General features: G+C 40.0%; 17 protein-coding genes. 5 read left to right on the forward strand and 12 right to left on the reverse strand.

Annotated elements, in window-relative coordinates; translation table 11 throughout:
- Positions 1–151: 151 nt before the first annotated feature.
- Together FZC79_RS02930 and mgtE are read right to left on the reverse strand one after the other, a co-directional pair.
- Positions 152–2,014 carry a monovalent cation:proton antiporter family protein gene (locus FZC79_RS02930; RefSeq protein ID WP_148945366.1) on the reverse strand — a complete coding sequence of 621 codons (1,863 nt, stop codon included), beginning with the start codon at positions 2,012–2,014 and terminating at the stop codon, positions 152–154.
- Between the two features lie 17 nt (positions 2,015–2,031).
- Positions 2,032–3,408 (reverse strand): magnesium transporter, encoded by a 1,377-nt coding sequence (mgtE, locus tag FZC79_RS02935; protein ID WP_148945367.1) that lies wholly within the window; start codon positions 3,406–3,408, stop codon positions 2,032–2,034.
- A 399-nt stretch (positions 3,409–3,807) separates the two neighbouring features.
- On the opposite strand from mgtE, the gene prpE reads away from it, so the two are divergent.
- Positions 3,808–4,554, forward strand: coding sequence for a bis(5'-nucleosyl)-tetraphosphatase PrpE (gene prpE / locus FZC79_RS02940; protein ID WP_148945368.1), 747 nt, complete (start codon positions 3,808–3,810; stop codon positions 4,552–4,554).
- Positions 4,555–4,674: 120 nt separating this feature from the next.
- Here the strand turns inward: prpE and FZC79_RS02945 are convergent, their stop codons facing one another.
- The 4 genes from FZC79_RS02945 to FZC79_RS02960 all read right to left on the reverse strand — a co-directional run bounded on the left by FZC79_RS02945 (position 4,675) and on the right by FZC79_RS02960 (position 7,571).
- Positions 4,675–5,562, reverse strand: a complete 888-nt coding sequence (locus FZC79_RS02945) for an RluA family pseudouridine synthase (protein WP_148945369.1) — start codon at positions 5,560–5,562, stop codon at positions 4,675–4,677.
- A 12-nt stretch (positions 5,563–5,574) separates the two neighbouring features.
- Complete coding sequence (locus tag FZC79_RS02950) at positions 5,575–6,372, reverse strand: NAD kinase (protein WP_148945370.1); 798 nt, start codon at positions 6,370–6,372, stop codon at positions 5,575–5,577.
- 51 nt (positions 6,373–6,423) lie between these two features.
- Positions 6,424–7,074 (reverse strand): GTP pyrophosphokinase, encoded by a 651-nt coding sequence (locus FZC79_RS02955; protein ID WP_148945371.1) that lies wholly within the window; start codon positions 7,072–7,074, stop codon positions 6,424–6,426.
- A gap of 116 nt (positions 7,075–7,190) precedes the next feature.
- Positions 7,191–7,571 carry a hypothetical protein gene (locus tag FZC79_RS02960; RefSeq protein ID WP_148945372.1) on the reverse strand — a complete coding sequence of 127 codons (381 nt, stop codon included), beginning with the start codon at positions 7,569–7,571 and terminating at the stop codon, positions 7,191–7,193.
- A 122-nt stretch (positions 7,572–7,693) separates the two neighbouring features.
- Between FZC79_RS02960 and FZC79_RS02965 the strand changes: the two genes are divergently transcribed.
- The 4 genes from FZC79_RS02965 to FZC79_RS02980 all read left to right on the forward strand — a co-directional run bounded on the left by FZC79_RS02965 (position 7,694) and on the right by FZC79_RS02980 (position 10,630).
- Positions 7,694–8,320: a CYTH domain-containing protein gene (locus FZC79_RS02965; protein WP_353733597.1), complete on the forward strand. Its 627-nt coding sequence runs from the start codon at positions 7,694–7,696 to the stop codon at positions 8,318–8,320.
- 31 nt (positions 8,321–8,351) lie between these two features.
- Positions 8,352–9,008, forward strand: a complete 657-nt coding sequence (locus FZC79_RS02970) for a lytic transglycosylase domain-containing protein (protein ID WP_148945373.1) — start codon at positions 8,352–8,354, stop codon at positions 9,006–9,008.
- Between the two features lie 360 nt (positions 9,009–9,368).
- The gene (locus FZC79_RS02975; RefSeq protein WP_187442616.1) at positions 9,369–9,767 is read left to right on the forward strand and encodes a globin; all 399 of its coding nucleotides are present in this window, start codon (positions 9,369–9,371) and stop codon (positions 9,765–9,767) included.
- Positions 9,764–10,630 carry a ClpXP adapter SpxH family protein gene (locus FZC79_RS02980; protein WP_252183224.1) on the forward strand — a complete coding sequence of 289 codons (867 nt, stop codon included), beginning with the start codon at positions 9,764–9,766 and terminating at the stop codon, positions 10,628–10,630. The genes FZC79_RS02975 and FZC79_RS02980 overlap by 4 nt, the downstream gene beginning before the upstream one ends.
- A 1,014-nt stretch (positions 10,631–11,644) precedes the next feature.
- Here the strand turns inward: FZC79_RS02980 and pepF are convergent.
- The 6 genes from pepF to FZC79_RS03010 form a co-directional block, all read right to left on the reverse strand.
- Entirely contained in the window at positions 11,645–13,462 is a 1,818-nt protein-coding gene (gene pepF, locus FZC79_RS02985) for an oligoendopeptidase F (RefSeq protein ID WP_148945374.1), read from the reverse strand.
- A gap of 123 nt (positions 13,463–13,585) precedes the next feature.
- Positions 13,586–14,695 (reverse strand): competence protein CoiA, encoded by a 1,110-nt coding sequence (locus FZC79_RS02990; protein ID WP_148945375.1) that lies wholly within the window; start codon positions 14,693–14,695, stop codon positions 13,586–13,588.
- A gap of 185 nt (positions 14,696–14,880) precedes the next feature.
- Positions 14,881–15,549, reverse strand: a complete 669-nt coding sequence (gene mecA, locus FZC79_RS02995) for an adaptor protein MecA (protein WP_148945376.1) — start codon at positions 15,547–15,549, stop codon at positions 14,881–14,883.
- A 451-nt stretch (positions 15,550–16,000) separates the two neighbouring features.
- The gene (spxA, locus tag FZC79_RS03000; RefSeq protein WP_113930503.1) at positions 16,001–16,396 is read right to left on the reverse strand and encodes a transcriptional regulator SpxA; all 396 of its coding nucleotides are present in this window, start codon (positions 16,394–16,396) and stop codon (positions 16,001–16,003) included.
- Between the two features lie 921 nt (positions 16,397–17,317).
- Positions 17,318–17,890, reverse strand: a complete 573-nt coding sequence (locus FZC79_RS03005) for a GNAT family N-acetyltransferase (protein ID WP_148945377.1) — start codon at positions 17,888–17,890, stop codon at positions 17,318–17,320.
- Positions 17,891–18,298: 408 nt separating this feature from the next.
- Positions 18,299–19,498 (reverse strand): putative glycoside hydrolase, encoded by a 1,200-nt coding sequence (locus tag FZC79_RS03010; protein WP_252183225.1) that lies wholly within the window; start codon positions 19,496–19,498, stop codon positions 18,299–18,301.
- Positions 19,499–19,566: the final 68 nt, after the last annotated feature.

Here is a 19,566-nt window from a genome sequence, read left to right on the forward strand (position 1 = left end):
AAAGAGACGAAACCATAATTGGTTTCGTCCTCTAATTGTTGTCTCATTCAATCTCAATTATCATTGCCAATACGCGATAGTAAACTTAGTGTACCAGTACCCTTTTTTCAAGCAGGCTGGGAAGGCACCCACACTATACGACTAAACTTAATCAGCAATACTCACAGAATTCCAATTCACGTTTCAGTTCATCAACATATTCTTTGGAGCCTGTGACGATCAATCGATCATTCATGTGCAGTTCTGTATCTCCATGCGGGACGATTGAATCTTTTCCTCTGAATATACGTACAAAGATGACGTCCCCGGTAAAAGGAAATTCCCTCAATGTCATCCCTTCAAACTGGATGTTCATCATTTTGATTTCATAAAGTGATGTTTCCTGGTTCGTAAAGATATTCATTACGGAAGGAGACTCAATAAGAGCTTTCAGCAGCGCCTTCGTAGAAAGCATGACCGAAAATACCTCTATTTCGTTCTCTCTCAGCATTTCCTCAAGATCAGGACTTTCCACTCGAACGATTACACGTTCGATACCGTATTCTTTCGCTGCTATCGCAAGTGTAGCATTTTGTTCTTCATCACCTGTGGAAATGACAATGATATCCGTTTCAAAAACTTTATGTTCCTCAATCGTTTTCAAGCTGAAATTCTCTATTTCATTGATTTCGAACAAAGAGTCAGATATGCTTCTGTTCGATTTTTCCTGCTTTGTATGATACAAAACAGGCACATATAGAGATGATTTTAACTCCCTGGACACTGGAAGCGTCATTTGGTTGGCTCCCAGGAAGGATACTTTTATTTGCTTTTCCTCACTCGCTTCTTTAGGGAAAAGCTTCTTAAATACAATCGGTGTCACTAGACAAGTAATAACAGCAACCAATATCAACGTACCGCTCATTTGTGCTGTAATGATTCCCATTCGCTCAGCAATTTTTGCTGCAGCGATGACTAGTGATAAGGTTGATGTCAACAGGAATGCTGAAGCAATCGTCGTTTTGTTATCATACCATTTCCTTAAAAGGAAGACCGGCAGAAGTTTAGACAATAAGAATGCCAGCATCAGCAACGGAATCAATATGAGCATTTTAGGATCGCTCAACAAGGACCATAATTCCAATTCAACTCCAACCATGACAAAGAAAATCGGAATCAGGAATCCATAACCGAAGGAATCGAGCCTGTGAACCATTTCCTGATTAGGAGAAAGAAGCGATACCAGCACTCCTGCCAAGAACGCACCGAGGATATTTTCGGCACCAACGGATTCTGAGACAGCGACTAGTAAAATGATCAGTGTAAATATGGCTCTCGTACCGATTTGAGTCGTACCGGTTGAGAGTGTCTTCATTAGAGCATTATTTTTGTATCGTTTAGCCAGGAAGTACAGCAGTACCCCTGCTCCGAATAACAGCAGCAGAAGCCACATGTTTCCATGGCCTTCCCCGTAAAGTGACACAAATACTGCAAGCAGGATCATCGTCACCAAATCCGCGATAACCGCAACCAGCAGGATGATCTGTCCGATGTTGCTTTTCATGATGTGGGCTTCTTTTAACGTAGGAACGACCACGCCAAGAGAAATTGTTGAGATGATTAGTGTCATTAAGAATGCATTATCAATTAAGCCCGCCAAAACAAACATATAAGATAATCCCAATGAAACAAAAAAGATTCCTGCAAAGATTAACATTGATACCTTGAGTCTATTCGGTTCAGGCTTTCCGTTTGGAAGGATCTGTTTCTTCTTTCCATTACTGGAAAAAGCAGTAAAATCAATTTCCAATCCACTTAGAAACATCAGAAAAATAAAACCAAGAGTGGACAGAGTCTCCAGCCACATGTCCTGGTGAACGAGGTCAAAACCGCTCCTTCCAATAATCAGGCCGACAATGATTTCAGCAATTACTACCGGAATAAAGTTAAGCTTTAGTCTATGAAGCAATATCGGTGTAATAAATGCTGCAAGAATTACAATAACAAGTGATGCTACTGATGCACCATGTTCCATACCCTTCTCCCCCTCTTCTATACTAAATAGTTCATGAATAGTGTGGCCATGCCAAAATAGATCATGATACTGATAATATCATTTATAGTTGTGATAAACGGACCGGAAGCCACTGCAGGATCTACCTTTAGTTTGTGCATCAGGAGCGGAACGAGCGATCCTGCCAAAGTTGCAACAATCAAGGAGACCATGATGGATACACCTACAAGAAACCCTAAAAATAATTGCCCTTTCCATACGTATACAGTAATCATGACAACTATTCCACAAACAGTTCCAGTTATCACCCCTGTTCCGGCTTCACGGATAACCAGCTTCCATTTGCTTTCTTCTTCCAAATCTCCTGTAGCAATTCCTCTTACCGCCACTGCGAGTGCCTGTGTCCCTGTATTTCCTGCCATACCTGCTATTAAAGGAATAAATACAGCCAATATGGCTACCTTATCAAGGGTTTCTTCAAATCTTCCTATCAAACTCGCCGTGAACATGCCCAGGAATAACAACGCAATTAACCATGGAAGCCGCTTCTTAGCTGCAGTGAATGGGCTGCGGTCCACTGAGTCAACATCCGATATACCTGCAAGCTTTGAATAGTCATCAGAAGCTTCTTCATCAATGACGTCAATGATGTCATCGACTGTTATGATTCCCAAAAGGTGCTGCTGGAAATCCACAACAGGCAGCGCAAGGAAGTTATAGTCTCTCATCGTCCTGGCAACCGCCTCCTGGTCTTCACCAACAGAAACAGATACAACCCGGTCACTCATGATTTCGGCAATCATTACATCATCGTCACTGATGATCAAGTCCCTCAGGGAAATGACCCCGGCCAGCCTCTTTGTTTCGTCAACAACAAAGATATAATAGATAGTTTCAGCGTTAGGAGCTTCATTCTTTAAAATGGTCATTGCGGAACGAACCGTCTGGTTGGCGGAAATGGCTACAAACTCGGTGGTCATGATACTTCCTGCTGTATATTCCTCATAGTGAAGAAGCTCTTTGATCTCCTGAGCGGATTCCTGGTCCATGATGGTCAGGTAACTTGCCACTTGGTCTTTATCCAATTCATTCAGAACATCAACAGCATCATCAGCATACATATTAGACAGCATGTCCGCAGCATAAGCCGGATTCATTTCGGCAAGTATCTCTTGATATTCTGTTTCATCATTATCAAGGCTTTCAAATAACTCAGCCATTTCTTCAGGAGATAAATATTGATACATTTTTAATCGCAGAACATCATCTGTTCTTTCAAAGAATTTAGCCCGGTCATACGAGTGAAGCGAATTGAATTCTTCGCGAAAGTTTTCCAATTCTTCATTTTGAAGGGCAGAGGTCAAGTACTCTTCATCAAGCTGGACTTCTCGGTTATCTTGGTTTTCTGCAGCCATCGGCATACCCTCCTTCTTGCGGTTTCCATCCTTTTAGTGTGTTTTTTTATAAATTTTCGATTCTATGATTCAGTTAAAAAAGTATTAATTTTAAAAAAATAAAACTTCAGCATACGTTCCAATTACTTTTCATTCAGGATGCGATTATTCTTTTATTTACGAGCAGGCTGAAAGGTATAAATAAAGAAAAGAGCTGTTTAAAAATGTTTGATAAGAGAATTATTATAAGAGAAGTCTCACTCACATCTCTTTTAGTACTTCTGTACTGTGAATTCTTAAAGGGTTACGGCAGCAGTCCTAATTATACTAGCAAATTCTAAAAAAAATGTCGCCCCCAAAAGATTATTCGCTGAATTAAAAATATTAATAATTTTTGTTTCATCAGAAAGGAGAGGACTTATGAAAATCGATATTATCGGTGATATTCACGGGTGTTTCGATGAATTCAAGGAGCTGACAGACAAACTTGGATACCGTTGGGATTTTGGAATCCCAATCCACCCTGAGGGAAGGCTGCTGGGTTTTGTCGGAGATTTAACAGACCGCGGCCCGAAATCCCTAAAAGTAATTGAAACCGTTTGGAAGCTGGTTACAAACGAACTGGCTTACTACGTTCCAGGAAATCACTGCAACAAATTGTATCGTTATTTCCTTGGTAACAAAGTCAAGATTCTTCACGGACTTGAGACTACCGTCGAAGAATTAGGCCGGCTTTCGGAAATAGAAATGAAGAGATACAAGAAGATGTTCATTGAGCTTTATGAAAATTCCCCCCTCTACCAGCAGCTGGATTCAGGAAACTTAATCATTGCCCATGCCGGGATTACGGAGGAGCTCATTGGCAAGCAGAGTAAGAGAGTGAAGACCTTTGTTCTCTATGGAGACATTACCGGGGAAACAAATGACGACGGTACCCCTGTCAGAAGGGACTGGGCATTCAATTACAAAGGAGAAGCCTATATTGTGTATGGCCACACACCCTTTTCAGAAGTAAGAAACATTAACCGGACGTATAATATTGATACCGGTGCCGTATTCGGCGGAAAACTGTCCGCGCTTTCATACCCTGAGATGACAACAGAAAGTGTTAAGTCAAGGATGCCTTTTGTGGCAGAAAAATTCCGGGATGTAAATCCTGATAAATAAAAGCAGGAAATTCTTTTACCTCAGTCACTTAGAAAAGTGCCCACAAAGAATGCAGGCACTATCTCATACCTGTCATCCACCTCTAAATAAACAGCCGGCTGTACAGGCAGCCGGCTGTTTTTAAGTTTCTCTGAGAAGCCTTTTCATATCTTCAGGCAGCGGGACTTCAAAATGAAGCGGATCATTTGTCATTGGATGAAGAAATGAAAGGGAAAAACAATGAAGGGCCTGCCTTCGAATTTCCGTTGTATTTCCTCCATATAAAGTGTCACCAAGCAGCGGATGCCCCGAATAAGACATATGGACCCGGATCTGATGCGTCCTCCCAGTCTCCAGGTCAAGTCGGAGGTGTGCAAAACCGGCATACTGATTAATGACACTGTAGTGAGTAACCGCAGGTTTCCCGTCCTTCCTTACTTCCCTTTCAATAATTGACGTTTCTTTTCTTCCAATAGGTTCATCTACCGTTCCTTCCTTTACTGCAAAAACTCCTTGGCCCAATGCCTGGTATGATCTCTTAATCTCCCGCTTCTTCTGCTGAAGACTCATCAAATGATGGACATGCCTATGCTTGGCAACCAAGACCAGCCCCGAGGTGTCCCTGTCAAGCCTGGTCACAATGTGAATGGCAGTATCTATGTCATGCCTCAGATAATATCCGTGAATGCCATTAGCAAGGCTTCCCTCAGGATGCTCCCTGGAAGGAATTGTGCTCATGCCTGAGGGTTTATTGACAACCAGGACATCTTTGTCCTCAAAAATGATATCCAACTGAAGGTTTTCCGGCACTAAAGCTGAGCTTTTAGGTTCAGGAGGAAAAACGATCAGCAGATGGTCCTCTTGCTGAAGGACATAGCGGACAGTGACTTCCTTTTGATTCACCATGATCTTTCCACCAGCATATTTGATGTCTGTCAGCATACGCTTTGAAATGTTCTTCTCATTCAAAAACGTTTTGATATCTTTATCTGATTCGCTCTTTGGGATGTTCCATTCCATTCTGTACATGATTAGAATATATCAATCATCAGCGATGAAGGAATCTCTGACTCTTTTCCAAAAAGGAAACGGCCTGAATCTCGCAAAACGAATTTTTTCATCAGCAACCCTGTACTGAATCGATTTCACATCTTTGTGAAGCAGCGTTAAATGATCGATCGTAATCATGAAATCCGGTACTCTGACCGGTTTAAGCATACATGTATGATGTGCCGGCAGAATTAAAGGGGATCCGATTGTTCTGAAAACCCGGTTGTTGATGGATGCCATTTCTGCAAGCTGTATGGCAGGAATGGATGGATGCAGTATCGCTCCTGCTAGTGCTTTATTGTAAGCGGTACTGCCCGATGGGGTGGAAAGGCAGAGGCCGTCTCCCCTGAACCGTTCAAAATGCTGGCCTCGGATTTCAACATCCATGACAAGTGTTCCTTCCACACTTTTAACCGTTGATTCGTTCAACCCAAGATATCTTGTTTCCTTTCCGCCATTTTGATAACGGATGATCGTTTCCAACAAGGGATATTCAATAATCTGGTAAGGCGTCTTCGCTATGGCGATGACAAGCTTTTCTATTTCCTCAGGGACCCAGTCTGCGTAGAATCCAAGGTGGCCTGTATGCACTCCAACAAAAGCGGTCTTATCAAGCCTTGAACTATAGCGGTGAAATGCATACAGCAGTGTTCCGTCTCCGCCAACTGAAATGACAATATCCGGTTCCTCTTCATCATAAACCAACTCAAAGTCCTGAAGATATGTACGCATCTTATGCATAAGTGTATTTGACTTTGAATCTCCTTTAGAAGTGATGGCAAATTTCATATAGGATACACCCTTTTTTAGTTTCTTTTCCCTCTCCCGCAAGACCAAAACTTACGGGCCTTTGGGTTTCCGGCTTTTTTCATCCTGATCTTTCTTGTTTGAGAAGAACCTTTGAGCTTCCTGGATTTCTTCCCTGATGAGGGACATTTCTTCATCAAGTCTGAATGCCGCCTCCGCAGCTCTCATCAATCTGGTTCTGATTTCTTCAGGAAATTGGCCGCGGTATTTATAATTAAGCGAATGCTCGATTGTAGCCCAAAAATTCATGGCCAGGGTCCTTATCTGTATTTCAGCGAGGATGATTTTCTCCTCATGAACGGTCTGGACAGGATACTCAATCACAACATGGTAAGAGCGGTATCCACTCGGTTTTTTATGTGATATGTAATCCCTTTCTTCCACTATGTGAAAATCATTTCTCGCCCTCAGTAAGTTTACAACAGCATGGATATCCTCCACAAATTGGCACATTAACCGGATGCCTGCAATATCCTGCATCTCTGTTCCCAGTTTATCCAGCGGAATTCCTTTTTGGTTCGCTTTATCCAATATACTCGCAATAGGCTTGACCCTTCCGGTGACAAACTCGATCGGAGAATGCTCCCGCTCAAGTTCGTATAGTCCTCTCATTCCTTTTAGTTTGATCTTCAGTTCATCTACAGCCTGTTTATACGGTCCCAAAAATTGTTCCCAATGATTCACAACGTTCACCTCTTCTTACGATGGCTTATCAGGTAAGTTAAAAGCTATTGATCAAAGTCTTTTAGAAAGGTTCTTTCAGCTTAGGAAGTTAGATACGTCATCGCTTATGTTCTAACCTACTCCGCTTTTTCTAAAAAAATCGATTCTACTTTTTTAACCATCTCATCTCCATAGTTGCTGTTGCCTTCTATGTTTTCAATCAGGAAGGCCAGTTCATGGTGAAGCCCTTCTAATTCGAAGTTTGTCTCCCCAAGGTCTGCAACTACTTTGATATTCTGCTTGATCCCTTCCTTCAATGCGGGCCAGCACCCTTCTTGAATGTGAAGCAGTACATAATCATCGTGAGATTCCGCCAAATACACGAATGAATAATTTTCTGAGTCAACAATTACCTGACCGGCAGGCTGTAAATTTTGTTCACTGGATTTTTCGCTGCTATGTAATATTAATGAATCTTCAAGAAGTTCAGCTTTCGTTAAATATATATTTTTTCTCATATGAAGTGTGGTGCTCCTTTCACTGCTTTATGCCTCCTATTTTAACACACTATCCCCTCAACTATCTAAAGATTGAAGTAAGCCGGAGAGAAGGAGATAATGTATAAGGAAGCAGAAATCCTTTGATTGAAGAGAAAAATATCACATTAACCTTGGAAAGGAAGAGTGCTATGCCGGAAGAACTTGAAATAGAATTTAAAAACATGCTCACTCAAGGAGAATTTAACTGCATTAAGGAACATTTCTCCTTTACAGATAAAGACTTCACCCTGCAAAAAAATCATTACTTTGATACCCCTGCTAATGATTTGAGGGAGAAGCAGTGTGCTCTCCGCATCAGAGAAAAGAATGAAAAATTTGAATTTACTTTGAAACAACCTGCTGATGAGGGGTTACTCGAAACTAACCAGGCCGTGACGGAGGAGGAGACCAAGAAGATGCTGGCTGAAGGCTCTCTTCCACCAGGAGAGGTAGAATCAGCACTCCAAAAATTGGGCATTGAGACAAAAAAATTCCGCCATTTCGGAACTCTTTCTACCAACAGGGCGGAATCACTTTATAAAGATGGATTAATGGTGCTCGATTACAGTTTTTATTTAAACAATGAAGATTTTGAGTTAGAATATGAAGTGAAGGAGAGAGAATCCGGACAGGTAATATTCCTCGATTTTCTTAAGACCATGAACATTCCAATTCGCCATGCCGATAATAAAATAAAAAGATTTTTAAGAACTGTAAAAACAGACTAATAAACGGTTCTTATAAAGGAGACATACAGCAATGAACGTGCAAGCGTTAAAAACGATGATGGAATTACAAGCATTGCAGGGGCTCAATTCAAATTCAAAATCTGATCAGCCGGTAACAGGCACCGGCTCTTCCTTGTTTCAGCAATTGCTTACCGAAACCCTTGTGAGCCAATCGAATCATCCTCAGCTTTCAAAACTTGGCTCTGTCAGCCAAATGATCCCCCTATTATCAAATGGAAATAGTCTTGCTACTAAAAATGCAGCATCTTATGTCTCAAATGCAGCATCCGTTTCGTCAAGCAAGGCTCCTGACAGTTCGGTTCAACAAATTATCAGCAGGGCAGCCCAAAAGTACAACCTGCCTGTTAAATTAATTTCATCCGTTATCAGCCAGGAGTCTGGCTTCAACCCTGATGCTGTCAGCCATGCTGGTGCTTCCGGTTTAATGCAGCTCATGCCTGCCACTGCCCGCGGACTAGGAGTAACAGACATTTTCGACCCCGAACAAAATGTATTTGCGGGTACTAAATATCTTCGGCAAATGATGGACAAATATAACGGCAGCCTTGAAATGGCGCTTGCAGCTTACAATGCCGGCCCAGGAAACGTCGATAAGTATAATGGGATCCCCCCTTTTAAAGAAACGATGCAGTATGTACAAAAAGTATCTGAAAGATTTTATTCTTAAATAATGGCTCTTTTCGTAAGCTTAATTACTATTTCTTATAAAATTCGAAAACGAGAGCTATAAACGAGGGAAAAATCCGGCTCTTGGGATTTCTCCGGGAGCAATATGCCTAAACAAATGAATTCTTCAGCCGCTCACAGTCCATGTGAGCTTTTTTAGTGCTTAATTCATAATTATCCTTTTCATTTCTGTTCAAGCACTCTTGCTGCGCCATGGCAGAAAACATAATCCTCACCGGAATGTTACGCCTGCATTGGCAGATACTAATTGAAATTGAGTATGATGAATGCTATTTGTTTGAGATATTTTTCAGCGATTGCTAAAATAAAACAAACAATCAATGCAAAAAGGAGTCTACTTATGGAGAAACATAAGACGCCGTATGAAACAATTGGCGAAGAAAAGCTCTCAATGCTTGTAGATGCTTTTTATGCAAGAGTGGGGAACCATCCTGATTTAATTCCGATATTTCCAAACGACCTGTCTGAAACTGCCAGAAAACAAAAGCAGTTCCTTACCCAGTATTTGGGCGGACCACCTTTATATACTGAAGAACACGGCCATCCAATGATGCGCGCAAGACATTTACCTTTTGAAATAACGCCAACAAGAGCAAAAGCATGGTTGAAGTGCATGAGTGAGTCCATGGATGAAATCGGTCTTGAGGGTCAATTCCGAGAAGAATTCTTTTCCAGGCTTGTACTGACAGCCAGGCATATGGTGAACTCATCAGACAACCTGCAAGGTGAAGAAAATTGAGCAGCCTGAATAATAATAAAACCATTCAAGGATGCAAGCCTGATAAAAAGCCTTTAGAAATATATATGTTCATCGACCCTCTATGCCCCGAGTGCTGGGCATTGGAACCTATTCTTAAAAAGCTGCAGATTCAATATGGACAGTATTTCAGGATCAAGAATGTTTTGAGCGGAAAATTGACCTCTCTGAATTTGTCCAATAAAAAGAAGCAGGAAAACATCGCAACCCAATGGGAAAAGACCGCAAGCCGGTCTGGAATGTCCTGCGACGGTAATCTATGGTATGAGAACCCTATCGATTCTCCATATTTGGCTTCCATCGCCATTAAGGCTGCAGAATTGCAAGGAAGGCATGCAGGTATCCGTTTTTTCAGAAAACTGCAGGAAACTCTTTTTCTTGGAAAACAAGATGTATCCAATCTTGAAGTGCTGACCGAAATAGCCTCTAACAGCAAGCTTGACTTAAAGGAATTCCAGAGCGACATCCATTCTGAATCAGCTGCTAAAGCCCTTCAATGCGATTTAAGAATTACAGCTGAAATGGATGTTGAAGAAATACCGACCCTTGTCTTTTTTAATGAAAACATTGAAGATGAAGGAATAAAAGTGACCGGAATGTACTCCTTCGAGGTGTATGTTCAAATATTGGAAGAAATGCTTTCCAGTATTCCGGAACCGCAGCCTCTGCCGCCTTTGGAACATTTTCTAGAATACTACCAAATGGTTGCCACTAAAGAAATTTCAGTGGTATATGACATGAGCATGCTTCAAGTTGAAAAGAATATGAAGAAGTGGATTCTCCAAAAGAAAGTTGAGAAAGTATCTGTCAAACACGGTACGTTCTGGAGATATCTCTCTTCTTGATTGTAATAATGGAGATATCCTCTAATAAGATATATTAAAATAAGAATAAAAAGAAAACCCGTTGTCCGAGGACAACGGGTTTTCTAATACAAACAAAGGGGATGGGAGAAATTTTTCACGGTCAAACAAAGGGGTATATGTTTGTTGTGATCAACTTCTTGTACTTAATATAGCATGAGGGAACTTGTATGTGCAAGTTGTTTGTTTATTATTTCACAATATTGTCATATAGTTTATTTCTCACGTGCTTTACGCCTGAGGATTGGGACAGCGGTCAATCGGTCTCCTGTGACCTGCTCCTTCGAGCCGTGAAGCTGGAGAGATATACATTTCCTTTAAAGGAGCCATATTCTTTGTGAAAGGCGCTTAAGAAAAAGGCTCTTTTCGCATACATTCTTGCTTTCGGAAAATCCCAAGGGCTGGATTATTCCCCCTGGATACTGAGGTATTACCTTCTAATCGGGGAGAACAGCTCTTTTCTATTCCTGTTACGAAAAGAGCCCAAAATTAAGCTCTCATAGCCAAGTAAACTCAGGTTTAAGTAGAATTATGAGAAAGCTGTACGTACATCCACTCAGTATTTTTCAGATATTCAGTGAAGACAGCATGTATTTTCAGCGATGTTCCTCATATAATTTATAGATATTCTTTTAAGGAGGCTCATTATTATGAGACCCAATCTCAAGTTCATCTTATTAATCTCGTTTATACTCCTGTCATTCATTCTAAATATTTTTGGGTTAATGTATCTTTACCCCATTTATGTGACCTCTCCATTGCTCTTCCTATCGCTCCTGCTGCTAATGCAGTATATTAATAATCGAAAAAGATTCAGAGGATTCTGATTGCTTCTGAAACCCAGTTTGATTTTTTCTTTAAACTACCTATTAATAAGATACAGCTTTCAATCAACCAAAGCAGTCTTTGCAGCACTATGAATTTAAAAGATCAGAAAAGGCAGCCATGATGTAATAATCATGGCTGCCTTTTAGTTTTGTCTGGTGAACAAAACGCTTAAGAAAGCATCTTTTCCATTTCATTCAGGTTTTCTTCAAATACCTTCATCGCTTCTTCGATTGGCTGTGAAACAGTCATGTCCACTCCAGCTTTTTTCAATACTTCTATCGGATAATCTGAACTTCCGGACTTAAGGAATTCAATGTATCTTTCAACTGCCGGCTGTCCTTCCTCCAAAATCTGTTTGCTCAATGCAGTCGCCGCACTGAAGCCTGTCGCATACTGATACACATAATAATTGTAATAGAAGTGCGGGATACGTGCCCATTCAAGACCGATTTCTTCATCAATCTCAATGTCTTCTTCCCCGAAATACTTCTTGTTCAATTCATAGTATTCCTTTGAAAGCATCTCTGCCGTCAGCGCTTCGCCTTCTTGAGCCTTCTTGTGGATGATATGTTCGAATTCAGCAAACATTGTCTGACGGAAAACAGTGCCTCTGAAACCTTCCAGGTAGTGATTTAGAAGGTATAAACGTTTTTTCTCATCATCAATATTATTCACTAGATAATTATTTAATAGCGCTTCATTACAAGTAGACGCCACCTCAGCAACAAAGATTGAATAATTGCCGTATGGATAAGGCTGTGCCTTCCTCGTGTAATAACTATGCACACTATGTCCGAACTCATGTGCAAGCGTGAACAGATTATTGACGTTGTCCTGCCAGTTCATAAGGATATAAGGATTCGTGCCATATGTTCCTGAAGAATAGGCCCCGCTCCTCTTTCCTTTGTTCTCTACAACATCTACCCAGCGGTTTTCAAAACCGTCTTTCAGTACGTTCATGTATTCTTCTCCAAGCGGAGTAAGGCCATTTAGTATCATGTTCTTTGCTTCTTCGTAAGGAATTTCCATTTTTACTTCCTTAACCAGCGGGGTGTATAAGTCATACATGTGAAGCTTTTCCAGCCCCAGTACCTTTTTCCTCAGCTTGATATAACGATGAAGAAGGTGCAGATTATCATTTACGGTTTTAACAAGATTTTCGTAAACCGTTTCAGGGATGTTATTCGCAGACAGTGCAGCATGGCGGGCAGAATCATAGTTTCTTACGTCTGCGCTGAAGTTATCTTTTTTCACTGTACCGCTTAATGTGCTTGAGAAAGTATTCTGGAACTTTCCATAGGTTTTATAAACAGCCTTGAATGCCTCTTCCCTTACGCGGCGGTCATCACTTTCGAGGAAGCGGATATAGCGGCCGTGTGTAATCTCAACCTCTTCACCATTTTCATCTGTGATTGACGGAAATTCCATGTCTGCATTATTCAGCATTCCGAATGTATTCGCTGATGCGCCCAGCACTTCAGACGCCTGCGCAAGGAGTGCCTCTTGCTCTGCTGATAAAATATGGGGACGCTGAAGGTTGATTTCTTCAAGAGCATGCTTGTAAAGATGAAGATCTTTGTTTTCCTCCAGGAAGCTGCTCAGCCTGTCTTCATCAATTGCAAGGATTTCCGGCACAAGATATGCAAATGAACTAGAAAGCTGAGTATATAAAGTTTTCGCTCGGTCATCAAGCCCCTGATAATAGGAATTGGTCGTATCCTGATCATATCTCATGTGAGAATAGGCATACAGCTTTCCCATTCTCTCGGAAACTTCATCCTGAAATTTCAACGCTTTATAGAGGTGTTCAGCACTTTCAGATAGCGTACCTTTAAAGTCACCGGCACTTTTTATTAATTCCTGCACCTCTTTGTACTCTTTTTCCCACACATTATCATCAGCAAAAATATCTTCAAGTCTCCATGTTAATTCTTCCTTGATATCCTTGCGGTTCGGAAGACTTTTTACAGCTGTTTCATTTGTCATATGTATCCTCCATTCTTTCGTTATACGAATTAATCTTTCCTTCTTACATTCTCCAATAAAAAAGAAAATCCTGCAAGAATTGGATGTTTTCAATATGAAATCAATAAAAACCCTTTAACTTTATTAAGTATGCTTTCCTGTTACATAATATACTTCAGATTTCACCTCCTTTATTATGTCTCTTTTGAGAAGAATCATTAAGTATTCTTTCAGTGCTTCCACTAGCAGGTCTTTCTTCACAAGAGGGAGAATCCTGCATTGAATGAAACCTGTGCTTATTCTCTTTTGATGACTGTTAAATATTTCGGCGAAGGAGACACTGGAACCTGCTGGCTTCTTTTTTAATCCATCATACCAAATAAAGTACTGCCACTCGATTGGGTGGCTTTTGAAAAGAAGCATATGTTCTGTTGGAATGCCGATATAATCAGGTAAGCTCAATAAATGGTCGCCGTTTAAATAAAGGGCTTTTAAAAACCGGTCATTTACTCCGTTATTATACATGAGTTTATTTTTTATCCAGGAATCATTTGAAGCTTTAAAGTACTTATTAGGAGGGTTGTTCATCTTTAAAGGAAGCTTAAAAGGAAAAGGAACAGAATTGAGAGTAAGAGTAAATGTTTCAGAAGAAAAGAGTTTTGCGGAATGAGGATGAAGGTTGTAATAAAAGTGCATCTTTTCATTCTCCGTATCGAAGTAGGAGAGCCAGTAGCCGGCATGGGGACTGTATCGGATAAAGAGCTGCTGAGAATGTGTAAGTGAAATTCTTGGACCTATCCCTTTCTGATCAATTCTGCTGCCCAGGATCCACACTGGTTCAATACCCTCATTTTGATAGCCTATTGTTCTGGCCAGAAAATCATCAATGCTGATAGCAGCACATTGAAATTCAACAGAATACCTTTTATCCTTCAATAAGATATAAACATCCGGTCTCTGCTGGACAGACGGCAGATAATGTTCCAGCTCAACAGTTGGGATTAATGAAGAAAAGTGATGAAAAAGAAGTTTTTTACCTCTAAGATGAATAGCAGTCTCTGGTTCACCGCTGCCTTTACAGCCTATGTTAGAGACATGTGCAAAATGGGGTATCTTAATCTTGCCAGCTTTGATGATTAAGGGGGCCAGACATACAGGACAATAGAACTTACTGCCCTTTAAACCTGCCACCTCTTCATCGGAATATCGGATTAATGTAATCAACTGCTGTTGTTTATTTAATGCGGTCAGCATTTAGTCACCTCCTGTAATCATACTCTTCGGTGCAGGAGGGTTATATTCCTTTTTATAATAATTTAAATTAATATTAATTAAAAGGATTATAGATTTAGTTAGAAAAACAAATGAAATGGCCTCAATCAAAGCTGCTAATAGTAAGAAAACGCATCCTCAAATGAGAATGCGCATTGTCTGTAAAATTAACTGAAATGTTTAGTAACCGTATGGAAGACATTCTCATTCATGACCGTTGTTCCATACTCGTTCAATCGATGTACTGTGAGGGTGGATTCATTTCCGTACTCAAGCATGATACTTAACACATTATCGATTTCATCTTCTGTAAAGTGCTCATCAGAAAATTCAATATGGATGTAATATGTCCCTTCAAAGGAAAACAATTTGGTGGATAAATGTTCATAATCTGTAGTGATCATTTTATGTGATAAAGAGATAACATCTTCGAAATCCTTAAATTTTATAGTGAATTCCAATGCTCCTTCATCTTCGGTCTGATCCTGCTTCATCTGGAAGTGCTGATCCAGGAAGTCTTCTATCCGTTCATCTACAGGGAGATCCTTGATCTTATCCTCAGGAATCGGCAGTTCAAATTTCTGTCCATCCTTAGTGACCTGGGCTCTTGTCACCAGGACTTCAAGTCCTTTATCAAGAGCTTGTACCTGAATCCATAAGGGACCTTCTATAGTAAAGTTCTCTTCCTGGTGAACTTCATCCATCATTTCCCAAAATAATTCTTCGCTCCGTTCCCGGTTGTACCATATTTCTTCCCGGTCAAAGCCTCTTTCTTCTATATCGCCATATGAAATATAAAACTTTACAGTGTTATCATTTATACGTTCTATCTCCATCAAACACCTCTCCCTTCTGTTCAATGTTGGTGAAGGGACTGCACCCCTGAGCATTAGCTCTGATAATTGATGTAGGCTGTTCACTATGATACTTGTTCTTATATAGAAACCGCTTTTCCTTATTCTCCGGCAGAAATAATGGACTATCTACCGCAAAGCTTTCCATAAAAGAAGCTTCTGACTAATGAATGTTGAGTTAGTTTATACCTTGTACTCCTATTTTATGATAAAACATATAGAAATGGAATTAAAAATGTGCCTATTTTTCACTCCAAGAGATACTAATATACATTCCAGTGTTTTGGTTATTTTAGCTCATACACACTGAGAATTCAAGTTTTTAGTTTCTGCCTATATTAATGAATATCCTTAGAATAGCAGTTTAAAACCTTTAATTACCCTGAATAAAAAAAACCTCCATGCATGAGCATGAAGGAGATGGGTTGATATATTAGTTGACCATGCGTTGAGCTTCAAGCAATTGGAAGGTACGCACTTTTCGAGGCAGGAAACGACGGATTTCATCTTCGTTATATCCTACTTGAAGTCTCTTTTCATCCATGATGATCGGTCTGCGGAGCAATCCAGGATTTTGCTGAATCAATTCGAAAAGGTTCTGCAAAGGCAGAGCGTCAAGTTCAACATTCAATTTTTGGAATGTCTTAGATCGTGTAGAGATGATTTCATCCGTACCATCTTCAGTCATTCTTAAAATTTCTTTAATCTCGTCAATACTCAATGGTTCTGAGAATACATTTCTCTCTTTATATGGAATTTCATGATCTTCTAACCAAGCTTTCGCCTTCCGGCAGGATGTACAACTAGGTGAAGTGAACAAAGTTACCATGAACCATTCACACTCCCTTATATTATTAAGACTTTTATTCACAAGTAGAGTTTTCCCTAATTAACTTTCTCATTTAATAATTAGTTTAAAGAAGAAATCTCTATTATGTATTATACATGAAAAACATTTGGTTGAATATAGTTTTAAATAAATTGTCAACTTTTAATACAAAAGTTAAACAAATAAATCGTGTTACTTAACAAATACCCGTTATTGAAACATATAAACCATAAAAACGAAAAAGATTATTTTTCTTTGTTTGCGTAAGGCTGTTTTGGCAAAGATTGTGGTTTTTGAGTACTAATGGATTTCCGCTTCAGGCGCACGACTCCGCGGGGCGGGCGGTGAGCCTCCTCGGCTGCGCCTGTATATGAAGTGGAAGCGCCTAGGTCAGCCCCGACAGGCAAATGTTCTCAAGAGAATAAAAGGCGATCTTTCCTTTTATTCTCTTGAGGTTATTTGACCCCGAGGGGCTAGGCGCTGGAACTAGATTGGGGGTCTCACCTGTCCCGCTAGTCCCGCAGGAGATCGTACGCCTGCAGCGAAGATCCTCCTACGGCAATTGGGGTGAAGGCGAATTCACATTCTAATGTAATAATTTTTTAGAAAAAGTCTATAAAAGGAGGTTTACTCATTTTTTATTTCAGGAAACTCCCAATGACAGGATTTCCCGCAGATATTAGGTTTTTTCTCTCTAAACTGTGGAGCAGCTCTTTTCTTCTTGCTCACCAGAATATTTTGGTAAAGGATTTCTAACGAAGTTCATAAAAAATAGCAACAAAGTTTACGAAAAGAGCTATGCGTAAAGGTAGTGGTTGGCGATATGCATAGCAAAAAATTTATTGCAAGATTTCCAGCTCTCTAAAAAACTGCTGCAGATACGAAAAACCTTATTGTTATGAACAATAAGGCCAAAATCATTTAAATATCTTTCAGTATATCCCTATTTCTATCGTCTTCAATATTCAATACTTCTTCAGCCGGCTGGTAAGAAGCTCCATAAAATTTAGTGTCTTTATAGGTATGAATCAGTTCATAGGTTTTTACCATGGACTCATATACCAGTTCCTCTGATTCATTGCCGGGTGCCCAATAAAGGATCTCCATCTCATTAATTTCATTCGTCGCAAGAGACCTGCGGCGGTAACCAATGCTCGAAGCGTGTTCAAATCCTTCTCTTTTATAGAATTTCAACCGTTTTTCAGTATCAGTATCATCATAATCAACTGGTTCCACTTCTAAAATGATCGCCTTGCCTTTCTGTTTCAGCTTCTCGATCAACTTATGTCCCAAACCCTGCCCTCTGGCTTTGGAAGAGACAAACAGATAATCAATAAAGATGAATTTTTCCAGCTCTGCATACATCAAAACATGAAGATCATCTTCATCCTTATGATAAATGTCACTGCGCTCTTTCAACAGGGTTTCCATGTGTTCCTTGGATTTCATTTCTTCTACGGGGAAATATTGATTTAACTTCTCATACCAATGCATTGATCTACTCCTTTGTTTTCAATTAAGTCAACTATTTTCGCCATATAATTTCATACTAGAATCATACATACTATGCCCTTAAAGTTAATAAACAACAGCAGCTAAGTCATGTCCTTAATTGTTTTTTGGGATATTAGAGTGCTTCCAAGAAGTTACGAAAGCGTAGGTGGATAAAAGTGGATGTTAAGCGGTATTCTTACCAATTTAATTGTATCGTAGTGAGAACAAAAGTCAAATGAGAAGCATTGCCTCAAGTACTGCTTTTCCTTCCCATCATATAACACCTTTGATACTTCTCTTCGTTATATACTGTACCTTTTTTACAATGAAGCAAGCCAACTTCCTGTAACTTCAATAGCTGTTTTGAATACGAAGAAAGACAGCAGGACTTCCTGCTGTCTTAATGGTTTAAGGTGTAAAATCAGCACTTTCCGTGTAGCTGTTACCCGCATTCCAAAGTAGATATTCATTAATACCCTGATCTTGAAGAGCTTTAATTTGTGCTTCCACTTCAGCTTTACCATACTGCTTATAATTTCCTGAGCCCAGCCATGAAGCTGTGAAATCCTGCAGCCATGGACGGGAAACAGGAGGGTTTTCTAACTCACCTAATTTCTTGTTTTCCAGCTTGGCATATTCAGCAATTAAATTATACGGTTCGAGGTCAGGTTTTGCTATTCCAAAGTAAGAAGTCCAATGACTTGGATAAATCATGGATGAGATGACATCAACGTGCTCTGAAATCTTTGTAAAGTTCTGGCCGATTCCCGGTGCTTCTGGCAATGTTGCCGTATAGCCGAATATATCCACAGATACATCAACATCATATGGTTTCAGCTGTTCTTTGGCATAGGCAACAAAGTCCGTAACAGCATGAACTCTTTTTTGAACGTTATCTTCATCCATCTCAGCGTATTCACCCATACTATATTTTAATTCTGTATCTCTCTTTTCAAATCCTTCGGGAAAACGAACATAGTCAAATTGGATCTCTTGAAAACCCATTTTTGCAGCTTCAATGGCAATGCCTACGTTGTAATCCCATACTTCCTTTAAGAAAGGATTAACGAAAGATTCTCCGCTTCCATTTGCCCATACCTCATTACCCTCTAAGTACGACAACTCAGGTTTAGCCTTAGACAACACAGAGTCCTTGAACACAACTACACGTGCAATAGGATAAATCTCTTCTTCTTCCAATCTTTCAAGCATTGCTCTGGGATCTTTAATATAGGACTTGCCAATGTCTTTGTACTGAGATTGGTCATCTTGGTACGTGATATTTCCCCAATCATCCTTAATATCGATTACCATGGAATTCAAATCCGTTTTATTCATTAAGTCAATCAAGCTCTCAAACCTGCTTCCGCCAGCTGAATGACCCGTCACATAGATTCCTCTTACAGCATCCGGATATGTAAATTCCAAGCCAGTGTCATAAAAAAAACGAGATAGCTGCTGAGGGATTACCTTTTCTTTCAAACTCAAATCCAATGTGTGATGTTCTAGAACTTTTGAGTCCTGTGCCTCTTCAGCGCCCGCAGTATTGACCGGAAGGAGACAAAGTGCTGAAATTCCAACAGCAGTCAGTACATTTCTGAAATTCAATATTAACCTCTCCTCTTAGACAATTATTCTATAAGAAATGTTTTTCTTCTATTCTTATGTTCTATACC

The sequence above is a fragment of the Rossellomorea vietnamensis genome, from assembly GCF_008180615.1.
Lineage (GTDB): Bacteria > Bacillota > Bacilli > Bacillales > Bacillaceae_B > Rossellomorea > Rossellomorea vietnamensis_D.